The following is a 21,417-nucleotide window of genomic DNA, read 5'->3' as shown; positions in this document are numbered from 1 at the left end:
TATGCGCGATAAGATTCGTTTAGTGTCATCTGCTGGTACGGGTTACTTCTATACCACAGACAAGAACAAACGCACCATGCCAGAAAAAATGGAGATCAAAAAATTCGATCCAGTGGTTCGTAAGCACGTGATCTTCAAAGAAGCTAAAATCAAGTAATTGGTTCTAAAGCTTACAAAAAACCCAGCTTCGGCTGGGTTTTTTATTGCCTGACTTTTACGGTTAGCGCGGAGGGTCCACAATGCCGGAAATACTGGCATTGATGCGGAACCAACCGGTAATGCTGAAGCGGTCTCTTTCTGAACGTAGTACTTCATGCACAAAACGGTCACTTAAAAATACCACCAGGCGTCCTTGTTTGGGCAGTACGGTTTCCAGCACTTGACCTTTATTGCCATAAATAACCAGTTGCCCGCCATCGGTTTCTTCCCATTCGGGGTTCAGGTAAAACACCGTGGTCAACACGCGGTTACTCCGGCCTTTAAATGCATCCAGATGTTTTTTATAGAAAGCCCCTTTCGGGTAATGAGCCAGGTGGCACTCGTAATCGAACAAGCCAAGAAACAACTCGCGGTTAAATTCATTGCGCAATTGTTCCATAATGGCCAGGTAATCTTTGTGGCGGGGCTCTTCCTGGGTTAACCAGTAAATGCGGTCGTTGCGTACCATGGTATTAATGGTTTGGTTCTGTTGACGGCCAATGCCTGCCAGATTCCAGTGCTGGGCCGGTAGTTGCTGAGCGTAGTGGTACAGTGCCCCAGAGCGCTCCGGCTGGAGAAAATCATCGATAATGCAGTAGCCGTGGTCGGCGACTTTGTCGATAATATCAGATAGCACCATAATGCAATAAAGCCCCGTATTTTGTTGTCGCGCGAGAATATAGGGTATTCTGTTTCTAGTAACAAGAAGTACAGCAACAAGAAAATTATTCGACAGGTTATCACATAGAGCGGAAGCCAATGAAAGTGAATGAGAAGCGAAAAATATTTGGGCTGACTATGACCCGCAGAGCGTGGAACAACGTTCTGGTTTACGCCTTATTAATTATTATGGTGGTGTTCTGGTATGTCGCGCCGCCAGTTAAAGAAGAAGCAGAGAAAGGTATTAAGGATGAAGCCTCACCGGGTGAGGTTATTGGTTTGATACCCGATGATGGCAATTTAAGAGAGATACAAATTGATGAACTTCGGCTGGTTCTTGAGGAACAGAAATGGCAGTGCCAGACTCCATGCCGCCTGTCCGAAAAAGCCGCTGAAAGTGTGGTAGAGAGCTGGCTGGCGTTGACTATGGAGCCAACCAACCAAACAGCAGAAAATTTAATCACTGACGTTTATTTTCGTTTTGCCGGGGGAGAGGAAGCGCGTGTCGAGCTGTACGCCGACCCTGAGTTGATAATTCGTCTGCCGAACCAACAGCAGAATTTTCGCGTAAAAGAATTCACTGCCAGTCAATTACTGGGTCATTAAGGAAGTCTGAAGTTTATGCCGGAATTACCCGAAGTTGAAGTCAGCCGATTAGGCATATCTCCGCACATCGAAGGTCATAAAATCACGACCGTTCAGGTTCACGATAAGCGTCTTCGCTGGCCGGTACCGGAAACAGTGCATCAGGTAGAAGGCCATGTTTTGCGCTCGGTAAGTCGCCGTTCAAAGTATTTATTGCTGCAGACGGATAACGGGTGTCTGATACTCCATTTGGGCATGTCGGGAAAGCTAAGAGTGGTGCCGGCTGAAACCCCGCATTACAAACACGACCACATTGATATCGAGTTTGCTAACGGACAGACGCTCCGGTTAAACGACCCGCGCCGCTTTGGCGCTTTGCTTTACAGTGAAACCGATGTGACCGGACATGAATTGCTCAAACAGCTAGGTCCGGAGCCGCTAACAGAAGCCTTCCACGTTGACTATTTATTTGAGCGCTCGCGGGGGCGAACGCAGTCGGTAAAAACTTTTATTATGGACAATAAAGTTGTGGTTGGTGTTGGCAATATTTACGCCAATGAAGCCTTATTTAAAGCCGGTATCAACCCCAAACGCGCGGCTGGTAAAATCAGTAAAGCACGCTACCAAAAATTAGTGCCACTCATAAAAGAAACTCTGGCAGGCGCTATAGAAATGGGCGGAACGACGCTAAAAGATTTTACTCAAGTAGACGGTAACCCCGGTTATTTCGCGCAAAAACTTCAGGTTTACGGACGTGGTGGCAAGCTTTGTATGGTATGCAGTAAACGGCTGAAGGAAATTCGTCTGGGTCAGCGCAGCACAGTGTACTGCACCCATTGCCAGCGCTAGTTTAGCGCTTCACTGCCTTTAATAACTCACTGACAAAGCGTTCCGGTTCGGAGATAAACGGAGCGTGTGAGCTTTTATTGAATATTACCGCGTCTGAGTTAGGTGCCAATGCCGAGATATCCGCAATAGCGCGCTCAGGAACCAGGCTGTCCAGGCGTCCGTAAAAACGGGTAAAGGGCACTTCAATATTCTTCAGTTGCTGGCGCAGATCGGCGGTTTGCAAAATGGATAACGCCTGTTTAAGCACACCCGGGTTAGGCATGGGTTTGGCAAATATCAGTTGCTTTACCAGCTTCACTTGCTCGCGTGCATCGTCACTTCCCATAGCCTGAATGGCCAAAAAGCGTTCAATGGTCTTTTTAAAGTTTGTCTCCAGCAGCTGCTGAAACTGCTCCAGAATATCTGGTTTGATGCCCGACCAGCTATCACTTTCCACAAAGTGAGGCGATGAGGCCACGGTATTTAATGAAATGACCCGTTCGGGGTAACTAAGAGCCGTCTGCTTAGCAATAAGCCCACCTAAAGACCACCCCAGAAGATGAAAACGCTCGGGCAGGGCGGGCATAATTTGTTTCACAAAGCCTTCGAGCGAAACTTCGCTCATCGGCGACCATTCGGAAAGTCCAAAGCCGGGTAAGTCAACACAGTGAAGTTGGAAGTTTTCGCTTAAAGCAGGCACCACCGGCTGCCAGATATTCCCGTTCATGCCCCAGCCATGGAGTACAACAAAAGGCGTTCCTGTGCCGCTGCATGTTACCGATAGGCTCACTATACTCACTTTCCCAAATTTGTTATTTAGGTGACTATGCTAGCGTTTTTCCGAAGCCTCGCCAATGCTTTTGAATTAGGCACTTGCTGGAGTTGTGGTTGCGCGAGTGTTACAGCTACGGCTTTGTGCTCATACTGCGACGAGGCGTTACCACGTTGGTATCCACGCTGTTGTCAGCACCTGTCCGATATTGAACAGCATCTCACCGAAGATCAAAAGCGGTGCCGCTATTGGTATGGTGCGTTGCGATGGGAGCCGCAAGTGCAACAATTGATGACTCTGTTTAAATTCCGCAATAAGGCAGAACTAGCCCCGTTATTAGCTACCCAACTGGCTGCTCATTTAAGGCTTTGCTACCAGGGGCAACCCATGCCGGACTGTATTGTTGCGGTGCCAATGACGCAGCACGCCTGGCGCAAACGCGGGTTTCACCAAACAGCGTTATTGGCGCGCTATTTGTCTGCTGTACTACAGGTGCCTTACATTGCGGGAGGTTTACGTAAAATACGTTCCGTGCCTATGCAGCATATGGCTTCGCAGTCCGCTCGCTGGGAAAACAGTAAGCGAAGTCAGTTAGCCCTTCACGATTTTAGTGGTAGTACGGTGGCTGTTGTTGATGATGTACTCAGTACCGGAGCCACCATGATGGCCGCCGCCGATGCCCTCTACAAAAAAGGAGCTACAGCCGTGGATGCCTGGGCGGTTGTCTATAACCAACACGACTAGAAACTGAAGGGTATCTCGGTTACACTATACCTTAGTAATTTACTCAGGTATAAGCCGTGAGGTCAGTATTTATGATTCGTATTTCAGAAGCAGCGCAGTCCCACTTTCAGAAGCTATTAGCGGACCAGCCAGACGGCACGTGTATTCGTGTTTTTGTGGTTAATCCGGGAATGGCGAATGCAGAGTGTGGTGTTTCTTATTGTCCGCCAGATTCCGTTGAACCCGACGACGAACGTTTACCGTTTAATGGCTTTGATGCCGTCGTAGATTCCGGTAGCGCTCCGTTTTTAGAAGATGCGGCCATTGACTTTGAAGAGCAGGAAATGGGTTCTCAGTTAACCCTGAAAGCGCCAAACGCCAAAGCCCGTAAGGTTGCCGATGACGCGCCGTTAATTGAGCGTGTAGAGTATGTGATTCAGGCTGAGATAAACCCGCAGTTAGCGAGTCACGGTGGTCAGGTTATGATTGCCGAAATTACCGATGACGGCGTGGCTATTTTGCAATTTGGCGGTGGCTGTAACGGCTGCAGCATGATCGATGTCACGTTGAAAAACGGCATTGAAAAAGAATTGCTTGAACGCTTCCCGGAAGAAGTGACCGGAGTTCGTGATATAACTGATCATGAGCACGGAGAGCACTCGTACTACTAGACCTTTCGGCTATACAACTTTATATTTTTCGATTTTTTAGTGTTAAAAATATGTGATCCCTTGCACGATCTTCACTCGTAACGATATTTGCCTAATCAATACGAGGAAATTAATCATGCAAGGGATCAAAAAGTTTGGTGTCCTGGCGACATCTCTATTATTAATAACGGGTTGTGACTGGTTCGACAGCGACAATGACGATACTACCACAACTCCACCTGAAGCTGAATCAAGCTTTGTCCGTGTCCATCATACCTCAGCCGACTCACCTAACGTTAATGTATTAGCAGGTGACGCAGCGCTATTAGAAAATGTGCCTTATCACACCTCTTCTGCGGTTTTAGAAGTTGATGCCGGTGACTATGACATTACGGTTCAGGGTCTTCTGCCTGACGAGACTACCGTCGATGCCATTGGGCCTGCCTCTTTGACTTTTGCCGCCGATACGCGTTATGAAGTGTTCGCCGTTGGTCAATTGGCGGATGAATCTCTGGAGCCGTTAATTATCTCTAACCCGGTATCTGATGTAGCGGGCGGGGAGAGTCGTATTCAGGTTGTGCATGCCGCCTATGGTGCGCCGACAGTCGATGTTTATTTAACGGCTCCGGATGCAGACTTAAGTGCGGCATCACCTGCCCTGACACTTGCCTATGGTGAAGACAGCGGCCAGGTCGATGTTGAAACCGGTGACTACCGCATTCGCTTAACCGGTGCGGGTGACGATGCGGTTGTCTATGACTCAGGCACCGTTAGCCTTGCAGATGGCGGTGATTACATCATTGCGGCAACCAACAATGTGGCGGCCAACTCGTCTAACTCACCGGTTACTCTGCAGATCAGCGACGGTGAGTCGACCACTTTAGTACATGACGCCGACGCTGGTGCCGATGTTCGTGTTGTGCATGCCGTGGCGGATGCACCGAACGTTGATGTCACATTAAATGATGCAGCAGAAGCCCAAATTCAAGATCTGCCTTTCCAAAGTGCAACTGGATACTTAAACCTGGAAACCGCTGAGTACAGTGTTGATGTTGCTGCTGCGGGCGGTGATCCGGTTGTTATTGAAGATGCCGCTCTTGCTGTAGAAAACGCAATGAGCTATTCGGTTTATGCGGTTGGTGAGCTGAGCACTATTGGCTTACAAGTACTGACTGAAGAGCGTCGTCGGGTCACGACTGAAGCGAAGGTACAACTGGTTCATGCCGCACCCAGTGCCGGTAATGTTGATATCTACGTAACCGCAACAGACGACATTAGTGGCGCAGACGCTGCCTTTACCGATGTTCCGTTTGACGCAGAAGGTCTGGTGAGCACAGGTAATGTTGCTTTAACACCAGGTGACTACGTGGTTACTGTAACGGCAACAGGTACGCAGGACATTGCTATTCAGACGCCTGTACTGACATTAGAAGGCGGTGGCATCTATACGGCAGTTGCGGTTGATGCAACTGACGGCGGTTTGCCACCACAGCTTATCCTGATGGATGATCTGGCGAACTAAGGTATTTGAACCAGATTGCCTGGGTAATACCACGCATGAATAAAAAGCCGCTGAGAGCTAACCACAAACCGTGGTTCTCCAGCGGCAATCCTGCCCACCACAACGGTAAAAAGCCAATGACAGCACTGAGTATCATGGTGTTGCGCATACCACGGCTTAACGACAAACCGATAAATACACCGTCAAACCAGTAACTCCAGTGAGCCAGTAGCGGCAGCACTATTATCCAGGGTAAATAATCTTCAGCAACCCGGATAATTTCAGGAATATCGGTAATCAGACGAATAATTGCACTGCCTGCCAGGGCGAAAACGAGCGTATAAACCACAGCAAAGAGCGACGACCAGAGCAAAGTAATTTTGCACCAGTAACGCACTTTATCGTAACGTTTCTGACCCTTTGCGGCGCCGGCAAGTGCTTCCACGGCATAGGCAATGCCATCTAACCCCAAAGAAATTAGCATTAAGAACTGCATGAGTACGGCGTTAACCGCCACCATGGTACTGCCGTAGCGAGTCGCATAGCCGGTCATTGTGGCCATGCACAGCTGCAACACCAAGCTGCGAATAAAAATATTGCCGTTAACACCTAAAAACTGACGCAGTTGTTGAAACTTTAGTTGCCAGTGGCGTAAGTGCCAACCCAGTGCACGGGCGGTCCAGTAGAAACCGACAATGGCGGTCACCCACTCGGCACTTAACGATGCCCAGGCGGCGCCTTTTACATTCAGTCCAAAGCCAAGAATGAGTATCACATCCATAACCACATTCACGGCGTTGGTAATGATTACCAGGAGCATAGCTTTGCGGCTGTTTTGCCGGCCTAACAATACGCCCAGAGCAACCAGCGTTATCAGCGAAGCCGGTGCTGACCATAAGCGAATTTCGATGTAATCGCGGGCGTAGCCTTCGAGCTCGACAGAAGGGGCGATAACCCACATGGCTAAGTCATTAATTAACGGGCTGGCAACCGCTATTAAAACACCTAAACCCAGCGCAATAATAATGCCGTTATTAAAGTGCTGGCGCTGAGCATGTATGTCATCGGCTCCGTAGGACTGGGCTATATAACCGGTTGTCGCCATGCGCAAAAATACCGCCAGCAGATAAATGAAACTGACCACCATGGCGCCAACGGCAACGGCGGATAAGTAGATAGCGTCCGGCAAATGACCTATGATGGCAGTATCGACCAGACCGAGAAGCGGCGCAGCAATATTGGAAATGATCATTGGCAGGGCAATCGCAAAAACGCGGCTGTGATCAGACAATGAAAATCCAAACAGCTTGTGCATAACTATCCTTAAGTAAACTCGGTTAAAAACGGCTTTTATACTTTATCAGGAGTATGTATGAAGATGTTGAACAAAATGACGTTGAGTGCCGCATCGGGCTTATTGCTGGGGTGCTCACCATTGGTTCAGGCCGGCAGCGCCGATAGCGTGGTGGTGCTGCAGTACCACCACGTCAGTGACTCAACTCCAGCGGTAACGTCAATTGACCCGGAGACGTTTCGCGAGCATCTGCAATACCTGCAGGATAACAACTTTAATGTTATTGATATTACCGTCGCGCGCGATGCCATTGAAAAAGGCGAAGAACTTCCTGAAAAAGCCGTTGTTATTACCTTCGACGACGGCTACCAAAACGTCTATGAGAACGCTGTAGAGGTTCTGGAAGAGTTTGAGATGCCTTATACGGTGTTCGTTAACCCTGAACTCATGCGTAAGCACAGCGGCCATTACATGGGCTGGGAAGAGCTTAAAGAAATTCAGCAGAACGGCGCTACCATTGCTAATCATGGACAGACTCACGCACACCTTATTCGTAAGCAAGAAGGTGAAAGCGATGAAGAGTGGCAGGAGCGTATGCGTTACGACGTTATTACGGCACAAGAAGCCATTGATGAGAACTTAGGCGCACAGCAGAAGTACTTTGCTTACCCTTACGGTGAGTATAACAACGAATTGCGGGCTTTACTGGATGAATGGGGCTTTCTGGCCTTTGCTCAGCATTCAGGCCCATGGTCCAAATGGAGCGAAGATACGGTTATTACTCGCTTTCCGGCCTCGGGTATCTATGCGAACTTAAATACGCTGAAAGCCAAGTTGAATTCTAAAGCCATGCCGGTAAGTGCTTATCAACCGGAAGAGCCTTTAGTTGAGCATGAAAATAAGCGTCCTAGCATAAGCGTAACGCTGGAAGCCGGCGATACACTAGACGATATGCGCACCGGTGCGTTGCAATGTTTTGCTGGTGGTTCAGTACTAAAGCCTGAATGGGAAAGTGATATAAAGTTTCGTGTAAGCTTAGAGCAGGACCTCAATATTGGACGCTCACGCGTTAACTGTACCGCGCCCAGTGCTTCAGAATCGCGCTACTACTGGTATTCCGTAGCGCTTATCCGTCCGAACGAGTCAGGTAGTTGGCCTGATTAATCGGCGATAATGGCAAAATCTTTTTTGAGTTTATCCATGCTGACCACCGGTATTTCTCCGCGTTGGTGGTCGGCATTGAAAATCGCTTTCCGATTACCGTCCGGGTTCACCAAAATAATAGCGGCGCTGTGGTTCACCAGATAATTCTCCTCGCCTTCATCGGGAATGGAATACATTAAGCCTAAATCGCGCACGAAAGGGAACAGCTCTTTGTGCTCGGCGCGCACACCGACAAAGTCGTCACCAAAGTAGTTAACGTATTGAGTTAAACGCTCAATATCATCGCGTTTAGGGTCAACTGAAATCAACCAAACTTTGACCGGTTCGGAAACCTCTTTCTGCAACTCAGGGATCACGCCCTTCAAGTCTGACATAGTGGTTGGGCAAATATCGGGACAAAAGGTATAACCGGTAAAGAGTAAAGTCCACTGGCCTTTAAGCGCATCGTTTTCCACTGTGCCGGCTGCTGTGCTTTCTAAAGTAAAGGGCTTTAATGCGCGAGGCGGTTCATAAACTAAGGCTTCCGGTTTTTCTTCCGGCCAAAAGTTGTAAACCGCAAAACCGGCTGCAAGGGCAATAAGGGCGGCCAGCAGCGTAACGACACGACTCATCTATTACTCCATTTATACGTAGTGATCGACCAGTAAAATGACAAACAGCAGCATGAGGTGCCAGATAGAAAAAGCAAACATGTTAAAGGCTGTCTTTTTGCTGGGCGCGTACTTCAGCTTCCAGGCGTAAGCCAGGAAAATGGCGTTAAGTACACTGACCCCCACCAAATAGATCATGCCGGTCATGCCAATTAAGAAAGGCATAAGGCAGACCACGGTCAGTAAAACGGTGTACAAAAAAATACAGGTTTTGGTGAAGTCGATACCGTGAGTAACCGGCAACATCGGAATTTCAGCTCGTGCGTAGTCTTTTGCGCGGTGTACGGCAAGCGCCCAGAAGTGGGGCGGTGTCCAGGTAAAAATGATCATAACCAGCAGTACCGCCGGGGCGTTAATTTCATTGGTGACTGCTGTCCAGCCCAGTAGCGGCGGCGCTGCACCTGCCAGGCCACCAATAACAATGTTCTGCGGCGTTGCGCGTTTCAAGAACATGGTATAAACCACAGCATAACCCACCATGCTGGCAAAGGTTAACCAGGCAGTTAACGGGTTAACCCAGGCATACAGGGTCACAAAACCAATAGCGCCAATAGATGCCGCAAACACCGTGACTTTTGTCGGTGATAAATTTCCCTGAGGCAGTGGCCTACGCAGCGTACGGGCCATTTTCGCGTCGATATGACGGTCAACCAGATGATTAATAGCAGCCGCAGCAGCAGACATCAGGCCAATACCGACTAAGGCCGGGACCAGGACATTCATCGAAACAAGCTCTTCAGTGGCCAGACACATGCCAACCACTGCAGTGAGCAACAACAAGGCGACGACACGAGGCTTGGTCAGCTCCAGATAGTCCCGCCAGTGAGCGTTGCGCGTTTTTGTTATATTTTTTGTGGCAACGGATTCCATAATTACAACTCCTCTACGCTTTTCTGGACAGGTTGTAATTCAACCCAACCATCGACAGTAACAACAAAGCCCCAACAGCATTGTGTGCTACTGCATTCCAAAGCGGTAATTGAAAGACTACGTTACTAATACCGAGCAGAATTTGCAAAGACAATAACAAACCAATAACAATTAATGAGCGGCGGAAAAACTGCGACTTTGCTTTTCTCCAACATTTAAAGAGTAAAGCACAGACCACTAAAAAGGTAATAATGGCGCCGACTCGATGCATGACATGCATGGTCATGCGGTCGTTGTAGTCATGGGCACCGTACTGATAGGTATCGGCCTCTGGTATGCTAAAAGCGCCGGCAAAGTCCAGTTGTGCGGTCCAGTTACCTTCGCAAAAAGGCAGGTCAGTACAGGCGACGGCGGCGTAATTGGCTGCAACCCAGCCCCCCAAAGCTATTTGCCCAATAACAACTAATAAGGTGAAGAAAGCCAGCCCTCTGTAGCGCCTTAGCTCTGAATCTCCCCCTGCAAGCCGGAACGACGACAGACGCAAGGACAACAGGTACAGCAGAGATATGACCGAAAAGCCCCCTAACAAATGCCCCATCACGATGATAGGTTGTAAATTCATGGTCACTGTCCACATGCCCAGAGCCGCCTGGAATATGACCAACCCAAGTAGCAGAGTGGGCAGTTTTACCGGTGTACGATAATGGCTTTGATGGCGGCTTTTGACCCATGCAATGATGGCAATGGTGAGTATGAATAAGCCTAAGGTGCCCGCAAAGTAGCGATGTACCATTTCGTTCCAGGCTTTATCCTGTTCAACTGGCGCATCAGGAAACCGCAGTTCAGCTTCCTGAATGTGCTCTGCTTGAGACGGAACACCCAAAAAACCGTAGCAACCCGGCCAGTCCGGACAACCCAGGCCCGCTTCAGTTAGCCGTGTAAAAGCGCCAAGAACTATAACAACGAAAGCAAAAAAAACACTAATTTTTACCAGTAAACGCATGTGATTTTCCTACCCAATTCTGGACAATTTAAGCAGTTTACGAAGATCCGCCAACACGTTTTTACCTTCCGTTATCATCTGCTCTTTATCCGAGTGAGTTGGGTAATAAAGCATAACGTTGTGCATAGGATCGATTATAAAGACGGTGTTTTCCGGCAGTTCGCTTAACTGTTCAATGAGCTGCGGTGTTACCAGTTGCGTAATGTGAGGTGCGCTGTGATTAAACTCTGACTGTGCATTCTTGCTTTGGTGAAGCACCACTGGAGTCAGGCGTTCGGTGTCTTTACCAATAGCCACGTCGACCTGATTCATAACGTACAAGGTATTTTCACAGGTTGTGCCACAGTTTTTGGGCGCCACATAACCCAATTGCCAGCCTTCCGGTAGTTGGTCGGTTTGTTTATCCAGGGTAATAGGCGGCTGCAGCAGGGTGCCTTTATTGGTGCCCGCTTCATACCAGTTCTGTGACAAAACCAGCCAAGCCGCTAATAACGGGACAATAAAGGCAACGAAAACAATAATAATGGCGCGTCGAGAGCGATTCAGGGAGCTCATCGGGTCTCCTCTTTTTTTGGTTGTTTATTCAGTTTTATAACAGCAAATAGGAAAATCACCAAGCAGGCAATTGCCAGTGAGAACCACTGAATGGCGTAACCCTGGTGTTTTTCCGGTGACATTACCTGAGGTTTCCAGTCGCGGCTCCAGCCCATAGTTTCTGGCGATTCAAGTAAAAAAGTATAATCAGTTAATGACATATCGAGTTGTTTAGCTATGGCGTTCGGCTGAAATTCCTGCACCCGAATTTTGCTATCAGCTAAGTCGGTCTCGTAAGTGTTATTCACAAATTGATTGTTGGAAGGAAAGTATAGAAAACCGGTTAGCCTATGCTGACCTGACGGAATATTCACTTCCGGTAATGACTGTCTGGAAGCCGGTGCTGGTAGCCACCCCATATTAACCGGAACATAATTTTCAGACATTGCCTGTGGCTGGAACAGCGAAATTACCTGATAACCAACGGTGCCGTCTTGAATTTGATTATCGAGAAGGAAAATGGGTTGTGGAACAAATTCACCATTCATTTCCACATAGCGAAAGCGACCGTTTTCAGGAGACACCTCTGCCAGACGATCGAGTTTGGTCGCTTCACCGCTTGAGAGTTGTTGCTCATAGTCGCTAAACAGCTGGCGTTTTTGTTCAGCGCGTTCAAGCTGCCAAAAACCTAACTTGACCAATAACGCAATTGCCAGCAGAGTAACTAACGTAGCGACAAGAGGAAAACGTATGTTGGTCTTTTTTAAAATCATTATTGTACTGCTGTTAGCATATATGGTGGTGAATCTGTTCAGGGCGTTATTTAGTATGCTGCGGAACGACCCGGACAAACCACCTATGTCCCATTATTTGGGAAAGCGAGTGGGAGTAGCCGCCGTTATCTTCGTCATACTGATAGCGGCGACCGCCAGTGGTTTCTTACCGTTAAATCCACGCCCCTATTAACCGGGGCGTTTTCTTTTTTTACAGAACGTACACCACGACAAAAAGGCATAGCCAGACTACATCGACAAAGTGCCAGTACCAACTGGTTGCCTGAAATGCAAAGTGGTTATCCGGTGTAAAGTGACCTTTCAGAACCCGCAGGAACATGACAATAAGCATGACAGTACCCAGAGTTACGTGCATACCGTGGAATCCGGTCAGCATGTAAAAGGTATTACCGTATATACCTGAGTCAAGTGCCAAGCCAAGCTCTTCGTAGGCGTGAACGTACTCTGCACCTTGTAAGTACAGGAAGATACAACCCAGGATAATGGTAATACCCAGCATGGCTGTCAGCTGTTTGCGTTTATTTTGCTCCAAACCCGTATGGGCAAAGTGACAGGTTACCGAGCTAATTAGCAGGATAATGGTATTAATAGCAGGCAGGCCGTACCAACCCATTGCCTGAGTCTCAGTGCCACCCGGGGTGTTAACCAAAGGCCAGTGAGCGACAAACTCCGGCCATAGGACCTCATTGGTCATGGCGTTATTGCTGTCACCGCCCAGCCATTGAACGGCTATAACACGAGCGTAAAACAGAGCACCGAAGAAGGCCGCAAAGAACATTACCTCGGAGAAAATAAACCAACTCATGCCTTGTTTATAAGAAACACCTAACTGGTCGCTGTACTTGCCACTCATGGACTCGTTAATTTGGTCGCGAAACCAACCAAAGAGCATGACGGCTATAACGATTAAACCAATGGTTAATACGGTACTGCCGTAACCATCCTGCTCTTTACTCATATCGATAACGGTGTGTCCCGCGCCCCAGGCAATTAAGCCTAACCCAACTGCGCCAACAATTGGCCAGGGGCTGGAAGCAGGAACATAATAACTCTGTTGTTCTGCCATAACGTCGTTTCCTTATTCTGTTTTTAACAGCTGAGCCATTTGCTCAGCCGACGTATTGGCTGTCATATCGTACAGCGTGTATGACAGGGTTAATGTGTTGATGTGGTCCGGAATATCCGGATCCAGATAAAATTGCATTGGCATTTCTGTATCAGCACCCGCAGCTAAAGGCTGTTGGTTAAAGCAAAAGCACTCCACCTTATTGAGATAAAGCGAGGCTTCAGCCGGTGCAACCGATGGGATAGCCTGTGCGACCATATTGGAAGAGGTCGGGTTAGACGCTAGAAAGTTAACGACTTTAACCTCACCCGGATGAATTTTGACTTGTTTGGTTGAGGGCTCAAATTTCCACGGAATGCCCTTAGCATTCCGCGTAATAAATTGAACGTTAACCGTACGCGATTCATCGACTTCTACCTCTTGATAAACCGCGGCTTCATTGCTGGTACGGCCGTTAAAGCCAGTCACTTCACAAAATACATCGTAAAGCGGTACCAGCGCGAAGCCAAAGGCAAACATCCCGGCGACTGTCAGTAACAGTCGCTTAACCAGAATGCTGTTGTCGGGGCGCTGATCAGACATGAGTCATCACTCCACTTTCGGTGGTTTTTCGAAGGTGTGGTAAGGCGCTGGTGATGGAACGGTCCACTCCAGTCCTTCTGCACCATCCCATGGCTTAGCTTCTGCTTTCTCGCCGCCTTTGACACATTTGATAACCACCCAAAGGAAGATCAACTGTGACAAACCGAAGGCAAAACCACCAATACTCGCTATCTGGTTAATATCCGCAAACTGCGTAGCGTAATCCGGGATACGCCGCGGCATACCGGCCAGCCCCGCAAAGTGCATTGGGAAAAACAGCACGTTAACGGAAATAAGCGATGTCCAGAAGTGGGTCTTCGCCAGTGTGGTGTCGTACATATGACCTGTCCATTTCGGTAGCCAGTAATAAGAGGCCGCCATGATGGAGAAAATCGCACCTGTCACCAGAACATAATGAAAATGAGCCACTACGAAATACGTATCGTGGTACTGGAAATCGACTGGCGTAATCGCCAGCATCAAGCCGGAGAAACCTCCAATGGTAAACAGAATAACGAACGCCAGGGCGAACAGCATGGGGGTTTCAAAGGTCATTGAGCCACGCCACATGGTGGCAACCCAGTTAAAGATTTTGACCCCGGTCGGCACCGCAATGAGCATCGTACAGTACATGAAGAAGAGCTCAGCAAATACTGGCATACCGGTAGTGAACATATGGTGAGCCCACACCAGGAAAGACAGTAAGGCAATGGCTGCCGTGGCGTAAACCATGGATGCGTAGCCAAAGAGTCGTTTTCGGGTAAAGGCCGGAATAATGGCGGAGATAATACCGAAGGACGGCAAAATCATAATGTAGACTTCCGGGTGCCCGAAGAACCAGAAAATATGCTGGAACATAACCGGGTCACCACCGCCTGCAGCGTCAAAGAAACTGGTGCCAAAGTACTTATCGGTCAGTACCATGGTAACCGCACCGGCCAATACCGGCATAACTGCAATAAGCAGGAAGGCGGTAATCAGCCAGGTCCACACAAACAATGGCATTTTCATGTAATTCATACCCGGTGCGCGCATGTTCATGATAGTGACTATCACGTTAATGGCACCCATGATGGATGAAATACCCATAATGTGTATTGAGAACACGAACAACGCGGTTGAATCAGAGCTGTAGGTGGTTGAAAGCGGTGCATAGAATGTCCAGCCGAAGGCAGGGCCACCACCCTCCATAAATAACGAGCCCAATAAGATAATGAAAGCGAATGGCAGAATCCAGAAGCTCCAGTTATTCATACGTGGCAACGCCATATCGGGCGCACCAATCATCATCGGGATCATCCAGTTAGCAAGCCCGGTAAAAGCAGGCATGACCGCACCAAAAACCATTATAAGGCCATGGACCGTGGTCATCTGATTAAAGAAATGCGGTTCGACCAACTGTAAGCCTGGTTGAAATAGTTCAGCACGAATGACCATGGCCATGGCGCCACCGGTCAAAAACATAATGAAGCTAAACCACAAGTACATTGAGCCAATGTCTTTGTGGTTCGTTGTAAATAGCCAGCGACCAATACCCGACGGCTTATGATCGTGGTGTGTGTCGTGATGTGTCTCTTCCACTGTAGTGCTCATCACCGTCTCCTTATTGATTCATGACTTCGTTAATATCGGCGGCCTGAATCAGCTGTCCGGTATCATTACCCCAAGCGTTACGCTCGTAGGTGATTACCGCAGCTAATTCGCGCATGGACAGCTGGCTTCCAAAGGCCTGCATAGCTGTGCCGGTTACGCCATTAACAACGATGTCTATGTGCTGATCTTTGGCTTCGGGATCCACAGAAACGCCGGAGCCCGCTAGTGCAGGGAATACTCCGTTGACGCCCTGGCCGTTGGCCTGGTGACAAGCAGCACAGGTGCTGTTGTAAACTTTTTCACCGAGATCCATCAGTTCATCTTCCGACATCTCCATAGCAAGCAATTCTTGTTCACGTTCCCGTGCCGCCTTTTGCTCAGCTTCTTTCTCGGTAATCCATTTTTCATATTCAGCAGGTTCTTTTGCTATAACAACGACAGGCATGAAGCCGTGATCTTTACCGCAAAGCTCTGCACACTGACCGCGGTAAATACCGGGTTCGTCGACTTTAGTCCAGGTTTCATTAATAAAGCCCGGGTTAGCGTCTTTCTTAACGGCAAAGTCAGGAACCCACCAACTGTGAATAACGTCGTCTGAAGTGACCAGGAAGCGAACTTTTCTATCGGTTGGAATAACCAATGGACGGTCCACTTCTAACAAGTAGTTTTCGCCTTTCTCAAATTTATTATCAATTTGTTCTTGTTGAGTGGCTAAACGACTGAAGAATTCCACGTCGTTCTCAAAGTACTTGTAGTGCCATTTCCACTGCGAACCTGTTACCTGGACAGTAACGTCAGCATCGGAAGTGTCTTCCATGGCAATTAAGGTCGTTGTTGCAGGAATGGCCATGCCTACCAGTATAAGTAAGGGCACAATAGTCCAGGCAATTTCGACTTTAACGTTCTCGTGGAAATTTGCAGGGTTAGGGTTTTTAGACTTCCGGTGTCGGATCATCGAAATAAACATGAGACCGAATACGACCACACCAATTACACAGCAAATGTAAAAGATGGTCATGTGGAGATCGTAAACCCGGTTACTCACTTCAGTGACACCTTGGGTCAAATTGAGACGCGACTGAGCAGCAGCCGGTAGACTCGTTAGCGCCAATAGTGCCCACAAAGGCTTCATTTTCACGTGGCTTCTCCTCTTATTCTTCAATGAGACAGCAAATAATTTCGCTAGCCTGAAATAGAAGAACAAAGAGGTAAGCAGAAAAAGGTACAGCTTCTCCCCAGAAATCGCTTTCTCTACTGACTCTTTGTTGTAGTTATCGTTGTTATATTATTTTTATAGTCGGGTAGTGCATTTATTAACGAATTTACAACCAAAGATCCAGATCAAATCAAACAAATGCACAAAAAATAGACGGATCTGTTAAAAAAAGGCTGCAAAAGCAGCCTTGGGGGATAAAACACACAAACAAAGTGGGATTAGTGCAGGTGGGATGTCAGTGTGTTTTTATCAAACAGGAAATATTGTGTTTCACTCAATTTACTGGCCATACGGGCACGCTGCCAGGTACGGTTAGAAACTGAGTCCAAATAACCGATAACCATACTGCTGGTACCGGCCAGTAGAGCCTGTTCCAGCGCCCACTCGCAGCGTTCAGCTGAGTGGCTGCGCAACCAGCGAATTTGCGATTCAGCAACACCACAAGCAATAAGCTGTTGAATCACGTCTTTGTCGCCGCCAATAACCGTTACCCATTGGCTTGGCTTTTGTTGCAAAGCCTGCTGAACAACAGGGGACAGGTTGTCGACGTCAATTGCGTCCTGTGTGTTTTTAGCATCTAACTGGAACGATGGCGCTGTATTTTCGGCAGTCCAAAGACCTGGGTGATGTAATTTGTGCTGATGTTGAGTTTTCATAAGGTCGCTCCGTTTCTGATAACACCGACGGCAAGTCCTTCAATGGCAAAAACCTGCTCTGCCAGATTGACAGTAATGGTCGAGAAATCTTCATTTTCAGGATGAAGCAAAATAGTTTTTCCACGCTGTTCAAAACGCTTTACAGTGACATCGTCTTCTACGCGGGCAACGACTATCTGGCCGTTACGAGCTTGCTCGGTTTTATGCACAGCCAGTAAGTCGCCGTCTAAAATGCCAATGTCTTTCATGCTCATGCCGTTTACTTTCAGTAAGAAGCTGGCAGCAGGATGAAATAGAGACTCGTCAATTTTGTAATGACCTTCAACGTGCTGTTCGGCCAGCAAGGGCTCCCCGGCTGCAACCTGGCCAATCAACGGTAGGCCATCAGCGATGTCGTAGTCATCGGCTACAAGACGAATACCGCGCGACATACCGGGTAAAATTTCAATAACCCCTTTGCGTGCCAGAGCTTTTAAATGCTCTTCTGCGGAGTTGGCAGAACGAAAGCCCAGCTTATGAGCTATTTCTGCACGCGTTGGCGGCATACCGGTGGCGTGTAGGTTATCCTTAATAAGTTCAAGGATTTCAGATTGTCTTGGTGTTAACGGGCGCATAATGTACCTGTTTATTTGTACAGTGATACTGTGAGTATATACAGGTAAATTCATTTCGCAAGTAATTTCTTGAACGACAAATTTAAACGAAGTTGGTATCCTATCTTTCTGTTTAAAACAGAGGTCTAAGTATGAAAGGAATAAGTCGCTTTTACCCAGTCTTTAAGTACCCGTTGCGTTGGTTAACACGCTTTCAGGAAATTTGGGACGGTACTGAAGAAGAGCATGAAACCACAATTGCTAAGCCTATTGTGTATGTCATGCGCTCAACGTCGAAAGCAGACTTATCCATTTTACAAAGAGCTGCAGAAAAACGAGGCCTGCCTGACCCGACCGAGCCTTTAGTGGTTGACGGTAAAAGCTATGACCGAATTATGTTCCTCGAAGAGTTTGCTGAAGAAACCTCCGAGCAGACCGTTTCAGAATTTCATCAACTGCTGACCTTACACAAAGACAATGCAGAGCTTGACGTGCAGCTTGTTCCTGCAGGTGTGTTCTGGGGACGTCAGGCCGGGCAGGAAGCCAATGCCGGTAACACTATGACAGGTGACCTTGATAACCCGGGCCACTGGCGCAAGTTTTGGTTGGTGTTGTTTTCTGGTCGCCAGGTTTTACTTCGTTTCTCGCGAGCTGTCAGTCTGGGCACAATGGCACATGACCATGGTACCGATATGCGCATCGCCCATAAATTGGCGCGAGTTGCACGGGTGCACTTTGTGCGAATGCGTCATGCTGTTGCCGGCCCTAAGTTAAGTCACAGAAAAGAATTAATGGCAGCACTGATTGATACCCCTGCCTTAAAAAAGGCTGTAGCAGATGAAGCCCGGGGCAAGAAAATCAGCGAAGAAGCAGCTCGTAAGCGTGCCTTATCTTACATTGATGAAATTGCAGCGAATTACAGTTCGACCTTAGTTCGTGTACTTGACCGCTTTATGACCTGGATGTGGAACCGTATTTATAATGGTATCCATGTCAAAGGTGGCGATACTATCCGGAGACTGGCGCAACAAGGGCATGAGATTATTTACGTCCCTTGCCACCGCAGCCACATGGATTACTTACTGCTGAGCTATGTGATTTATAAAGAGGGACTGGTACCGCCGCATATTGCCGCAGGGGTCAATCTTAACTTCTTTCCCGTGGGTGGTATTTTCCGTCGTGGAGGCGCGTTTTTTATTCGCCGCAGCTTCCGGGGTAACAAACTGTATTCAGCCGTTTTTCGTGAATATTTGTGTTGGCTGTTTCAAAAAGGCTACCCGGTGGAATACTTCAGCGAAGGTGGCCGCTCCAGAACCGGCCGCCTATTACCGCCTAAAACCGGCATGCTGGCAATGACCGTTCAGGGCATGCTGCGTGACCAGCAGCGTCCTGTGTCGCTGGTACCCGTGTACCTTGGCTATGAGCACATTATGGAAGTGTCGACTTACCTGAAAGAACTGAAAGGTAAGGACAAAGAAAAAGAGTCGGTATTTCAAATTCTGAAAACCGTGACAAAACTAAAGAACTTTGGACAGGGTTTTGTAACTTTTGGCCAGCCTATCAACCTGAAACACCATTTAGACAAAAAGGCACCCACCTGGCATCAGTCTGTTACCCGTGGCGCGCAGGAGCCTGAACGACCCAACTGGCTTAACCCGGTGGTGAACGGTTTAGCGGAGCAAGTAATGCAGGGCATTAATGACTCAGCGGCCGCCAACAGCGTTAACCTGACCGCTTTGGCGTTATTAAGCTCTGAGCACCATGCGTTATTAAAAGAAGAGCTTTTAGCGCAGTTAGAAGTGTATCTGGGGGTTCTGCGTGAAGTGCCCTACAGCAATTTAGTGAGTGTTCCTGAAGAAACGCCGGAAGAATTATGGCAACAGGCTCTCAGGACAGACAAGTTCACCGTCAGTAGTGACACCATGGGTGAGGTAATTTCACTGGAGCGGATGTCGGCCATTGCGATGACTTACTATCGCAATAATATACTGCATATGATGGTTGTGCCGGGCATTGTGGCTTCCATTATTATGGCGAAAAAGAAAGTCAGCGTAGCGGAGATAGCGGCACGCACTCAGGCAATTTATCCTTCGCTCAAGGCGGAGTTATACCTAAGCCACAATGCGGATGACCTTCCTTTGTGGACAGAAGCCTTAGCAGAGGAACTGGCGCGGCAAAATCTGATCACACTGGAAGACGGCATCTGTACTATTGCGCAGCGCGAGAGTGCCGAGTGGTATCGCCTGCGCTTATTAGCTAACAGTGCCAGTGAAACCCTCCAACGTTACTGTATCGTGCTGGAGCTGTTGCAACAGGCGCAGCCAATTATGCGTGCCGACCTGGAGAAGCAATCAATTACGCTGGCTGAGCGTTTAAGCTCAATTCACGGTATTGATGCGCCGGAATTTTACGACAAGAAAGTCATGTCGACGTTGATCGCCAGTTTAAAACAGCAAGGCCTGGTGGAAATTGACGACGACGGTCAGCAAATTGCTGCGCAACCGGTGGGTGAGTTAAGCGATCAGGTAGATGAGCTTATCGATGGTCCGGTACTGCAAACCATTCGCCAGTCGGTTGAGCACTTTGTTCAACAGTTAAAAGCACCAACCGATGACGAACAAAAACAGAGTGACTAGAACCAGTAGTGCAGCGCTAAACCAATAGCGAACACCATGCCGACATAGTGGTTATGCAGAAAAGCCTGGAAGCATTTTCCGGGCTCTCTGTGCCGTATCAGCCAATGTTGGTATCCGAAAAGAAGCAATACCACGGCTAAACCCAGCCAGGCCCATATTTCGGCGGATAATAAATAAAGCACCCAGGCCAGCAGCGCCAGAGAGACTAACTGCATAATGCCAATAGCCAGGCGATCAAACCGGCCGAATAAAATAGCGGTGCTCTGCAGCCCAATCTTTAGGTCGTCCTCTCGGTCAGCCATGGCGTACTCGGTATCATAGGCTACGGTCCAGATAACATTGGTCAGGAATAATAGCCCGGCGATTAACCACTGCTCAGATTCCAGTGCAGTAAAGGCCATTAAAATACCAAAACTGAAGGCAATACCGAGAACCACTTGTGGCAGATGAGTCCAGCGTTTACAAAATGGATAAAGCGCAGCGACACCAGCGGCAAAAAAGCTGAGCATAACGGTCTGGGTATTAAGCTGCATGACAAGACCAAAGGCAATTGCTAACAGAGCAATAAAGCCTATCATGGCCTCCGTTGCCGATATTTTACCGGCCGGAATAGGTCGTTGACGAGTGCGGCGAACATGCCCGTCGAAGTTACGATCAGCAAAGTCATTAATAACGCAGCCGGCTGACCGCATAACAAAAGTTCCCAGCAGGAAGATAACCACAATACGCATGGGAGGGTTACCGGCACCGGCTATCATCAGTGCCCAAATAGTGGGCCAGGCAAGTAGATAGGTACCAATAGGTCGGTCTGCTCTCATTAACTGCCAAAATGCGGCTAACTTTTGCATG

Annotated in this window: 24 protein-coding genes; 9 read left to right on the top strand and 15 right to left on the bottom strand. The window is 48.3% G+C overall.

Features of this window, described 5'->3' with window-relative positions; genetic code table 11:
• Position 1 precedes the first annotated feature (1 nt).
• Positions 2 to 157: a 50S ribosomal protein L33 gene (rpmG, locus tag ACP7FG_RS04880; protein WP_006953863.1), complete on the top strand. Its 156-nt coding sequence runs from the start codon at positions 2 to 4 to the stop codon at positions 155 to 157.
• 63 nt (positions 158 to 220) lie between these two features.
• Here the strand turns inward: rpmG and ACP7FG_RS04875 are convergent, their stop codons facing one another.
• Positions 221 to 838, bottom strand: a complete 618-nt coding sequence (locus ACP7FG_RS04875) for a 2OG-Fe(II) oxygenase (protein ID WP_439225705.1) — start codon at positions 836 to 838, stop codon at positions 221 to 223.
• Between the two features lie 119 nt (positions 839 to 957).
• Here ACP7FG_RS04875 and ACP7FG_RS04870 point away from each other — a divergent pair, with 119 nt between their 5' ends.
• Together ACP7FG_RS04870 and mutM are read left to right on the top strand one after the other, a co-directional pair.
• Positions 958 to 1,464 (top strand): hypothetical protein, encoded by a 507-nt coding sequence (locus ACP7FG_RS04870; protein ID WP_439225704.1) that lies wholly within the window; start codon positions 958 to 960, stop codon positions 1,462 to 1,464.
• Between the two features lie 15 nt (positions 1,465 to 1,479).
• On the top strand, positions 1,480 to 2,292 hold the full coding sequence (mutM, locus tag ACP7FG_RS04865) for a bifunctional DNA-formamidopyrimidine glycosylase/DNA-(apurinic or apyrimidinic site) lyase (RefSeq protein ID WP_222236314.1): 813 nt from the start codon (positions 1,480 to 1,482) through the stop codon (positions 2,290 to 2,292).
• Position 2,293: 1 nt separating this feature from the next.
• On the opposite strand, the gene bioH is transcribed toward mutM, so the two are convergent.
• Positions 2,294 to 3,061, bottom strand: a complete 768-nt coding sequence (gene bioH / locus ACP7FG_RS04860; protein WP_439225703.1) for a pimeloyl-ACP methyl ester esterase BioH — start codon at positions 3,059 to 3,061, stop codon at positions 2,294 to 2,296.
• Between the two features lie 36 nt (positions 3,062 to 3,097).
• On the opposite strand from bioH, the gene ACP7FG_RS04855 reads away from it, so the two are divergent.
• The 3 genes from ACP7FG_RS04855 to ACP7FG_RS04845 all read left to right on the top strand — a co-directional run bounded on the left by ACP7FG_RS04855 (position 3,098) and on the right by ACP7FG_RS04845 (position 5,938).
• Positions 3,098 to 3,787, top strand: a complete 690-nt coding sequence (locus tag ACP7FG_RS04855; protein WP_439225702.1) for a ComF family protein — start codon at positions 3,098 to 3,100, stop codon at positions 3,785 to 3,787.
• 71 nt (positions 3,788 to 3,858) lie between these two features.
• On the top strand, positions 3,859 to 4,437 hold the full coding sequence (gene nfuA / locus ACP7FG_RS04850) for a Fe-S biogenesis protein NfuA (RefSeq protein ID WP_054490854.1): 579 nt from the start codon (positions 3,859 to 3,861) through the stop codon (positions 4,435 to 4,437).
• Between the two features lie 115 nt (positions 4,438 to 4,552).
• A complete protein-coding gene (locus ACP7FG_RS04845) occupies positions 4,553 to 5,938 on the top strand; it encodes a DUF4397 domain-containing protein (protein ID WP_439225701.1) in 1,386 nt (461 codons plus the stop codon).
• Here ACP7FG_RS04845 and ACP7FG_RS04840 read toward each other — a convergent pair.
• On the bottom strand, positions 5,910 to 7,232 hold the full coding sequence (locus ACP7FG_RS04840; protein ID WP_439225700.1) for an MATE family efflux transporter: 1,323 nt from the start codon (positions 7,230 to 7,232) through the stop codon (positions 5,910 to 5,912). The two genes, ACP7FG_RS04845 and ACP7FG_RS04840, sit on opposite strands and share 29 nt — an antisense overlap.
• A gap of 57 nt (positions 7,233 to 7,289) precedes the next feature.
• Here ACP7FG_RS04840 and ACP7FG_RS04835 point away from each other — a divergent pair, with 57 nt between their 5' ends.
• A complete protein-coding gene (locus tag ACP7FG_RS04835; protein WP_439225699.1) occupies positions 7,290 to 8,375 on the top strand; it encodes a polysaccharide deacetylase family protein in 1,086 nt (361 codons plus the stop codon).
• Here ACP7FG_RS04835 and ACP7FG_RS04830 read toward each other — a convergent pair.
• From ACP7FG_RS04830 to ACP7FG_RS04810, 5 genes are read right to left on the bottom strand one after another with little or no spacing between them, the layout of a single operon-like run.
• Positions 8,372 to 8,986 carry an SCO family protein gene (locus tag ACP7FG_RS04830; RefSeq protein ID WP_439225698.1) on the bottom strand — a complete coding sequence of 205 codons (615 nt, stop codon included), beginning with the start codon at positions 8,984 to 8,986 and terminating at the stop codon, positions 8,372 to 8,374. The genes ACP7FG_RS04835 and ACP7FG_RS04830 overlap by 4 nt on opposite strands.
• A 12-nt stretch (positions 8,987 to 8,998) precedes the next feature.
• Positions 8,999 to 9,895 carry a heme o synthase gene (gene cyoE / locus ACP7FG_RS04825; RefSeq protein WP_439225697.1) on the bottom strand — a complete coding sequence of 299 codons (897 nt, stop codon included), beginning with the start codon at positions 9,893 to 9,895 and terminating at the stop codon, positions 8,999 to 9,001.
• A 13-nt stretch (positions 9,896 to 9,908) separates the two neighbouring features.
• Positions 9,909 to 10,898 (bottom strand): COX15/CtaA family protein, encoded by a 990-nt coding sequence (locus ACP7FG_RS04820; protein WP_439225696.1) that lies wholly within the window; start codon positions 10,896 to 10,898, stop codon positions 9,909 to 9,911.
• Positions 10,899 to 10,907: 9 nt separating this feature from the next.
• Positions 10,908 to 11,453 (bottom strand): hypothetical protein, encoded by a 546-nt coding sequence (locus ACP7FG_RS04815; RefSeq protein WP_439225695.1) that lies wholly within the window; start codon positions 11,451 to 11,453, stop codon positions 10,908 to 10,910.
• Positions 11,450 to 12,205 carry an SURF1 family protein gene (locus ACP7FG_RS04810; protein WP_439225694.1) on the bottom strand — a complete coding sequence of 252 codons (756 nt, stop codon included), beginning with the start codon at positions 12,203 to 12,205 and terminating at the stop codon, positions 11,450 to 11,452. Before ACP7FG_RS04810 ends, ACP7FG_RS04815 begins: the two co-directional genes overlap by 4 nt.
• On the opposite strand from ACP7FG_RS04810, the gene ACP7FG_RS04805 reads away from it, so the two are divergent.
• Positions 12,183 to 12,398 (top strand): DUF2909 domain-containing protein, encoded by a 216-nt coding sequence (locus tag ACP7FG_RS04805; RefSeq protein ID WP_054490835.1) that lies wholly within the window; start codon positions 12,183 to 12,185, stop codon positions 12,396 to 12,398. The genes ACP7FG_RS04810 and ACP7FG_RS04805 overlap by 23 nt on opposite strands.
• Positions 12,399 to 12,416: 18 nt before the next feature.
• Here ACP7FG_RS04805 and ACP7FG_RS04800 read toward each other — a convergent pair whose 3' ends face one another.
• The 6 genes from ACP7FG_RS04800 to lexA form a co-directional block, all read right to left on the bottom strand.
• Positions 12,417 to 13,292 carry a cytochrome c oxidase subunit 3 gene (locus ACP7FG_RS04800; RefSeq protein WP_199494456.1) on the bottom strand — a complete coding sequence of 292 codons (876 nt, stop codon included), beginning with the start codon at positions 13,290 to 13,292 and terminating at the stop codon, positions 12,417 to 12,419.
• Between the two features lie 12 nt (positions 13,293 to 13,304).
• Complete coding sequence (locus tag ACP7FG_RS04795) at positions 13,305 to 13,874, bottom strand: cytochrome c oxidase assembly protein (RefSeq protein ID WP_054490830.1); 570 nt, start codon at positions 13,872 to 13,874, stop codon at positions 13,305 to 13,307.
• A 6-nt stretch (positions 13,875 to 13,880) separates the two neighbouring features.
• Positions 13,881 to 15,467 carry a cytochrome c oxidase subunit I gene (gene ctaD / locus ACP7FG_RS04790; protein ID WP_054490828.1) on the bottom strand — a complete coding sequence of 529 codons (1,587 nt, stop codon included), beginning with the start codon at positions 15,465 to 15,467 and terminating at the stop codon, positions 13,881 to 13,883.
• 10 nt (positions 15,468 to 15,477) lie between these two features.
• Positions 15,478 to 16,599, bottom strand: a complete 1,122-nt coding sequence (gene coxB, locus ACP7FG_RS04785) for a cytochrome c oxidase subunit II (protein ID WP_224797897.1) — start codon at positions 16,597 to 16,599, stop codon at positions 15,478 to 15,480.
• Between the two features lie 302 nt (positions 16,600 to 16,901).
• Positions 16,902 to 17,339: an SOS-response cell division inhibitor gene (locus ACP7FG_RS04780; protein ID WP_273023894.1), complete on the bottom strand. Its 438-nt coding sequence runs from the start codon at positions 17,337 to 17,339 to the stop codon at positions 16,902 to 16,904.
• Positions 17,336 to 17,953 carry a transcriptional repressor LexA gene (lexA, locus tag ACP7FG_RS04775; RefSeq protein WP_054490824.1) on the bottom strand — a complete coding sequence of 206 codons (618 nt, stop codon included), beginning with the start codon at positions 17,951 to 17,953 and terminating at the stop codon, positions 17,336 to 17,338. The genes ACP7FG_RS04780 and lexA overlap by 4 nt, the downstream gene beginning before the upstream one ends.
• Positions 17,954 to 18,084: 131 nt before the next feature.
• On the opposite strand from lexA, the gene plsB reads away from it, so the two are divergent.
• Complete coding sequence (gene plsB, locus ACP7FG_RS04770; protein WP_439225693.1) at positions 18,085 to 20,568, top strand: glycerol-3-phosphate 1-O-acyltransferase PlsB; 2,484 nt, start codon at positions 18,085 to 18,087, stop codon at positions 20,566 to 20,568.
• On the opposite strand, the gene ubiA is transcribed toward plsB, so the two are convergent.
• Entirely contained in the window at positions 20,565 to 21,416 is an 852-nt protein-coding gene (ubiA, locus tag ACP7FG_RS04765) for a 4-hydroxybenzoate octaprenyltransferase (protein ID WP_417442716.1), read from the bottom strand. The two genes, plsB and ubiA, sit on opposite strands and share 4 nt — an antisense overlap.
• Position 21,417 lies beyond the last annotated feature (1 nt).

Source organism: Idiomarina sp. ST10R2A5 (assembly GCF_051842325.1).
Lineage (GTDB): Bacteria > Pseudomonadota > Gammaproteobacteria > Enterobacterales > Alteromonadaceae > Idiomarina > Idiomarina abyssalis.
Note: the sequence above shows the minus strand (reverse complement) of the source record. Positions and strands in the feature narration are given on the sequence as shown.